The organism is Bilophila sp. 4_1_30, assembly GCF_000224655.1.
Lineage (GTDB): Bacteria > Desulfobacterota > Desulfovibrionia > Desulfovibrionales > Desulfovibrionaceae > Bilophila > Bilophila wadsworthia.
The window spans coordinates 26,559-31,783 of record NZ_JH114237.1; the positions used below are offsets into that span (position 1 = coordinate 26,559).

3 protein-coding genes are annotated in these 5,225 nt (G+C 60.4%); 2 read left to right on the forward strand and 1 reads right to left on the reverse strand.

The genetic code is table 11. From position 1 onward, the window contains the following. The first annotated feature begins 461 nt into the window (after nt 1-461). Nucleotides 462-3,020, forward strand: coding sequence for a preprotein translocase subunit SecA (gene secA / locus HMPREF0178_RS19255; RefSeq protein ID WP_009369217.1), 2,559 nt, complete (start codon nt 462-464; stop codon nt 3,018-3,020). Nucleotides 3,021-3,374: 354 nt separating this feature from the next. After that, nucleotides 3,375-4,886, forward strand: coding sequence for a DUF4139 domain-containing protein (locus HMPREF0178_RS19260; RefSeq protein ID WP_009369218.1), 1,512 nt, complete (start codon nt 3,375-3,377; stop codon nt 4,884-4,886). A gap of 92 nt (nt 4,887-4,978) precedes the next feature. Here HMPREF0178_RS19260 and HMPREF0178_RS22715 read toward each other — a convergent pair. Next, nucleotides 4,979-5,225, reverse strand: a 247-nt coding sequence (locus HMPREF0178_RS22715; protein WP_232281336.1) for a hypothetical protein, incomplete at its 5' end; no start/stop codon positions are given.

Here is a 5,225-nt window from a genome sequence, read left to right on the forward strand (position 1 = left end):
TCCCCCTCCCCCACACCCCTCCCCCTCATCTTCCAAAGACTTTTGTAACCGGCGTCAGGCGCGGCGTTGTATGCCGGGCGGGGCCGGATGAAGAAACGTTAATGTCTGCGGGGGGGCACGGGCTGAGTGCGGGGGATTGCTGCGCTGCCTCGTTTCCTCCTGAACTCCTTTCCTGCAGCCGCCCCACCCGTCGAAGTTTTGCTGGAGGGGCACAGGGGAGGGCACTTTTTTCAAAAAGCGTCGTCCCCCGATTCATCCTCTTCATAAGGAGAGGCTCCACAAACACGGGAGCGAGGGCAAGGCACAGAGACTTTTGGGAAGGCGTTTTTTCCTGTGGAAAGACAGCCTTCCCTTTCTGTTATAAAGAAAACCCTGTTGTCGTCATTTGCCAATCGGTGAAGCATGTCTTATTAGTTGAGGGATGCGGTGCTCGCCGTGTATCCTCTTTTTCGGGAGTTTTCATGATAGGTTTCCTCGTACGCAAGATTTTCGGTAGTAAAAACGATCGTTTTCTGAAAAAACTCAGGCCGCTGGTGGCTAAAATCAATGCGCTTGAGCCCGAAATGCAGGCCCTTGCGGATGAGGAACTGCCGCAGCGCTTGGCCGTCTATAGGGAACAGGTGCAAAACGGGGAAAAGGATCTGGATGCCGTTCTCCCCGAAGTGTTCGCCCTGGTCCGCGAGGCCAGTACCCGCGTGCTCGGTATGCGGCATTACGATGTGCAGCTGCTCGGCGCGATGGCTTTGCACAACGGCAAGATTGCTGAAATGAAAACCGGCGAAGGCAAGACCCTCGTCGCCACTCTCGCCGTCATCCTGAACTCGCTGGAAGGCAAGGGCGTCCACGTCGTTACCGTCAACGACTACCTCGCCAAGCGTGACGCCGAATGGATGGGCCGGCTGTACAACTTTCTCGGCCTTTCCGTGGGCGTCATCGTCGCGGGCCTGAGCGACGAACAGCGCAAGGAAGCGTACGGCGCGGATATCACCTACGGCACGAACAACGAGTTCGGCTTCGACTACCTGCGCGACAACATGAAATTTTACGCCGAGCAGCTGGTGCAGCGCGGCCACCATTACGCCATCGTCGACGAAGTGGACTCCATCCTGATCGACGAAGCCCGTACGCCGCTCATCATCTCCGGCGCGTCCGACGAATCCACCGATCTGTATCAGAAGGTGGACGAAGTTGTCCGTACCCTCGAAAAGGAAAAGCACTACACGGTCGACGAGAAGGGCAAAACCGCGTCGCTCACCGACGAAGGCGTGCTGTACGTGGAAGAACAGCTCGGCATCGAGAACCTCTATGACACCGCCAACATCACCGCGCAGCACCATGTGTTGCAGTCCCTCAAGGCGCACACCGTATTCCGTCGCGACGTCGACTACATCGTGAAGGACGATCAGGTCGTCATCGTCGACGAATTCACGGGCCGCCTCATGGCCGGACGCCGGTTCAGCGACGGCCTGCATCAGGCTCTCGAAGCCAAGGAACACGTCACCGTCGCCGCCGAGAACCAGACCCTCGCCAGCATCACGTTCCAGAACTATTTCCGCATGTATGACAAGCTGTCGGGCATGACCGGCACGGCCGACACCGAAGCCGTGGAATTCGCCCAGATCTACGGTCTGGAAGTGTCCACCATTCCGCCGAACCGCCCCATGGTCCGCAAGGACATGCCGGACCTCATCTACCGGACGCGGCGTGAAAAGATGCAGGCCATCATTCAGGCCATCAAGGAACTGCACGCCACGGGCCAGCCCGTGCTGGTGGGTACGATTTCCATCGAAACGTCCGAACTCATTTCGCAGCTTCTGAAACGCGAAGACGTGCCGCACAGCGTGCTCAACGCCAAGCACCACGCGCAGGAAGCCGAAATCGTCGCGCAGGCCGGTCAGGCCGGCAAGGTGACCATCGCCACCAACATGGCGGGCCGCGGTACGGACATCAAGCTCGGGGAAGGCGTCGTCGAACTCGGCGGCCTGCACATCCTCGGCACCGAACGCCACGAGAGCCGCCGTATCGACAATCAGTTGCGCGGCCGTTCCGGCCGTCAGGGCGATCCGGGCTCCTCGCGCTTCTATCTGTCGCTCGAAGACGATCTCATGCGCCTGTTCGGTTCCGACCGTCTTTCCGGGCTCATGCAGAAACTCGGGATGCAGGAAGGCGAGCCCATCGAGAACAACATGGTTTCCCGCGCCATCGAGAATGCCCAGAAGCGCGTGGAAGGCCATCACTTTGAAATCCGTAAGACCCTGCTGGACTATGACAACGTCATGAACCAGCAGCGTACCGTCATCTACAGCCTGCGCCGGGATCTGATGCAGGAGCCGGATCTTGAGCCCATCCTGAACGAGTATTTGTCCGATCTGCTGGACGATATGTATGCCGGGCTCGAAGTTTCCAAGGCCGCACGCGACATCGAAGATGAAAAGCCCGTGCGCGCCCGCCTGTCCGAGGTCATGAACATCGACCGCGTGCTGCCCGGCGATGCGCCCCTGCCGACCCGTGAAGAGGCGCAGGAACTGGTGCAGTCCATCATGGCCCAGTTGCGGGAAGAGGCCGGGCCGCTGTACGCGGACCTGCTGCGTTACTTCCTGCTTGAGGAACTGGATCGCGGCTGGAAGGAACACCTCCGCAACATGGACTTCCTGCGCGACGGCATCGGCCTGCGCGGCTACGGCCAGCGCGATCCCAAGCTGGAGTACAAGCGTGAAGGCTTCAACATGTTCCAGGAACTGCTTGTGCACATCCGTGAGGGAGCGTTCCGCGCCCTTACCCGCGTGCGCGTGGAGCAGCGCCCCACGGAAGTTGCGGAAGAAGTTGTCGCCGCGCCCGAGCCGGAACCGATGTTCCAGCACAAGGAGCAGCCGCAGCAGCTTTCCTACTCCAACGAACCCGAAGACCTGCTCGGGGCTCCCGCTCAGGCCAAAGCCGAGAACAAGCCGGGCCGCAACGATCCCTGTCCCTGCGGCAGCGGCAAGAAGTACAAGAAGTGCTGCGGCGCGAACGAGAACTAGTGAAAGCGGTTTTGGGAAGGGGAGAGCGTTCCGAAGAAGGCTCTCCCTCCCCCAAAATTGGTGGCGAGGGGTACAGCCCTCCCAAAAAGACTTTTCGCGTACTGGATCTCTGTGTGGGGATTGCCCCTGACGCAGAAAAGATTGCATGTGCAAACGCCTCCTGTGCTGGTCGCGGGAGGCGTTTTTTGTGGGCGCTGGGGGGATGGGCTCGGAAACGCGTGAGATTGTCATGGCTTTTTCAAGGGAGTTCGGAGAAACTGAATCACCTCCCCGTTGGGATATGGAAATGGAAAGGTGTTTGGGGAGGTGGCTGAAAGGCCCCTTTTTTTGTTTGAGCTGCAAAGTGAGGTAGTGATGCGAAACCGTCTGGTGTTGTTGGCGGCTTTGATGTGGTGTCTGTCCGGTGTCGCGGCTGCGGCTCCGGCGATGGATATTGTGCTGTATCCTTCGAGCGCGCAGGTGCAGGTTGACGATACGCTGCCCGTGAAGAACGGGGCGGTGACTTTTGTGGTTCCTGCGGGTACTGACTTGGAGTCTCTCGTTATTTCCTTGGATAAAGGCGAAGTCATCAGCCGCCGGGCAATCCCGGTTCTGGTGGCGGACAGCGAGACCGTAGCGGCGTTGCGTCAGGATTTGGCCGAAGCGCGTGCACATGCGGCGGGGCTGGAAGGCGAAGCCGCAGCGGTGGCGGCGCGGATCTCGCTGTGGAGCAAAGGCGCGCCGGCGCAAGAGGTTTCGATGGCGGAGATGGAAAAGCTGGATGCGGCTATGCCGGAACGCCTCAAGGCGTTGTATGTGCAGGCCGCAGCACTGGAGCCGCAGGTCAAGGAAGCGCGGGAAGGCGTGGCGCGCCTTGAGCAGGCCTTGTCCGAATACGGCGATGCGGCGACGGGCACCCAGGTCGAGGCGCAGGTCGGCGATCTCTCCGGAAATGTCCGGGTACGCTATTCGTACATGCTGTCCGGATGCGGCTGGTTTCCGGCCTACCGGTTCGATGCGGAGCCGGAAAAGGGCTTGGTGCGTTTCGTGCAGCAGGCGGAAATCCGGCAGGCGACGGGGCAGGACTGGAAGGGTGTGCATCTTACGCTGGCTTCCGCCGATCCGGGCAGCGGATTGCAGCCGGGCAGCCTGCCGAACTGGACGTTGCGGAAGGTGGAGCATATGCCCCGGGCGCTCGCCGCGAGCCCCGTCATGGAGCAGGCGGCGATGGACGCGGCCCCCAATATGATGATGAAGGCGGCTCCGCCCGTAGATGTCCGTGAAATGGCGACGTTCGCGGCGTGGGACTTGGGGACGCGCACGGTTCCCGCCGGTCGGCCCGTGCTGTTCGAGTTGGCGCGGGGTGACTGGAAGGCGTCGTTCGTCCGCTTGGCCCGCCCCGGCTACGGCGGCAAGGCGGCGTGGCTGATGGCCGAGGTTCGTTTGCCCGAAGCCGTGGACTGGCCGCATGGCCCGGCCCAGTATTCGGTGGACGGGCTGCCCGTGGGGGCGGGAACGTTTGCGCTGTCAGGGGATCACGAGGATATGTTCTTCGGCAGGGATTCCCGTGTGACGGTGGACATGAAGCAGGATCTCCGCCAGAGCGGCAGCAAGGGCTTTGTGGGCAAGCGTCAGACCCGCGACTGGAAGTGGACGATTGAGGTAACCAACAGCCATACGCAGCCCGTTGCCGTGCGCGTGGAAGATCCCGAACCGCAGATCGGCGACAGCGCCATCGAGGTGAAGGTCGTCGCCAAGCCCGCTCCGGTTGTGAAGGATCACGTCAACACGTGGAATCTCACCGTGCCCGCTTCCGGCAAGAGCGTCATCGACTACACCGTCGAAGCCTCCGCGCCCGAGGACATGCGCCTTATCGACGGAAGGTAGAAAAATTTGGGAGGGGGAGGGGAAACTTTCTTCAGAAAGTTTCCCCTCCCCCTCCCAAAACCCCTCCCTCTCTTCTTCAAAGACTTTCGTGTTTATCGAATCTCTGTACGCAGCGTTCCCTGTATATGAAGGTCGCCCGAAATGTTTCGAGCCGCTTTTTCTTGAAAGAGAAAACGGCCCAAAGCGAATCCGTTTTCGATATGTTCAAGCTTGTTCGTATGCTTGTTTTCCGTAATTGTTTTCACTGCGCGGACAGCATTTTTATTTCTCCGCAGCTCCGGGGGACGTACGCGGACGGGAAACGCTCGGCAGTCCCCGAATCCGTCATCGACCCATACG

Coding starts and splice junctions, on each gene's coding strand:
- secA (WP_009369217.1), top strand. CDS start 462: ATGATAGGTTTCCTCGTACGCAAGATTTTCGGTAGTAAAAACGATCGT.
- HMPREF0178_RS19260 (WP_009369218.1), top strand. CDS start 3,375: ATGCGAAACCGTCTGGTGTTGTTGGCGGCTTTGATGTGGTGTCTGTCC.